1 protein-coding gene is annotated in these 1,202 nt (G+C 38.2%); it reads right to left on the bottom strand.

The genetic code is table 11. The features are described from left to right. The coding region (locus tag FD50_RS07445) for a transposase (protein ID WP_056960995.1) at positions 1 to 1,052 on the bottom strand (1,052 nt) is incomplete at its 3' end. Positions 1,053 to 1,202: the final 150 nt, after the last annotated feature.

Here is a 1,202-nt window from a genome sequence, read left to right as displayed (position 1 = left end):
ATCAGTGCCGTGTGTTCCGGCAGCTCATCTTCAAGATACTGGTAGTTTGGTTCTGAACCATATCCTGCATCAGCTACAATGTATCTACCTAAAGTTCCAGCTTGTTTTTGTTGCTGCAAAAAGGGAATTAGCGTTTTGGTATCTCCTGGATTTTGAAAAATACTGAAGGCAGTCACAAACTGTCCACTCGTGGCGATTTGAAGATTATAAGCAGGTTTTAGCTGCCCATTAAGCATCGGATCTTCCTTAACACGCATAAAAGTTGCATCATGATCTGTCTTCGAATAACTATTACGTTTACCGTAAATTCCAAGTTGGTTTTTATGTTCTAGTAACTTTGCTTGACGTAACTTAAGTTTTCGCTTTACTGATTTCAATTTTCGCCGTCTGGCCTTATCAGGATTTGGGGAAATATGGTCTTCTTCAATTTTTTTATCCAGATCTTCTAAGCTATTCTCTAAGCGCAGAATAACTTCATCTAACATTTCTAGACTAAGTTCAGTTCCTGCTGGAATTTGGCAATTAAATTTCGCCACTTTTAATTCCTGCAAAAGAGACACAATCGCGGCGCGATTGAGTTTATCAAACCGTACCGTATTTTTACGCCAAACAAAACTATACTTATTGGCATCTGCTAGAATTTTGGTTCCATCAATAAAGGTTACTTCGGTAATCAAATTGTGTTGACGTAAAAACTTAGTTAGCTTCTGAAGACATTGATTTAACAAAACTTCAACCTCAGTTGAAACACGGAAACGACAAATTGTACGGTAAGCCGGCACTTGTTCCTGCGTTAACCAACGAGCTGCGAGATTCTCCTCTGCCAGAGTAGTAATCTGACGACTACTAAAAATTCCTTTGGTATACGCGAATATAATTAATTTTAAAAGAACACGCAAGTCATATTTACGTGGACGTCCAAAAAGGTAGTGATCATTGAGTTCGAGTGACTCAACGATTTTGTTAATCATCCGGGCAGGATGATTTTCTTTTGGCTCCCAAGCAGTTGAAATACTCAGTACGGTCTGATTTATGTTATAATTACTGTGCATTTTGATTATCCTTTCGTAAGGGTATTGTTTTTAAAAGTGTTGGGTGCGACCAATGCTTTTTTATTTTCTATTATATCAGAAGAGCTTCGCCAGAAAAATTACTACTTTTTCTGGCGAAGCTCTTTATTTTGGGACTTTTGACCCAGCCCC

It is taken from the genome of Liquorilactobacillus satsumensis DSM 16230 = JCM 12392, from assembly GCF_001435195.1.
Classification (GTDB): domain Bacteria; phylum Bacillota; class Bacilli; order Lactobacillales; family Lactobacillaceae; genus Liquorilactobacillus; species Liquorilactobacillus satsumensis.
This window is presented reverse-complemented; position numbering and strand designations above follow the sequence as displayed.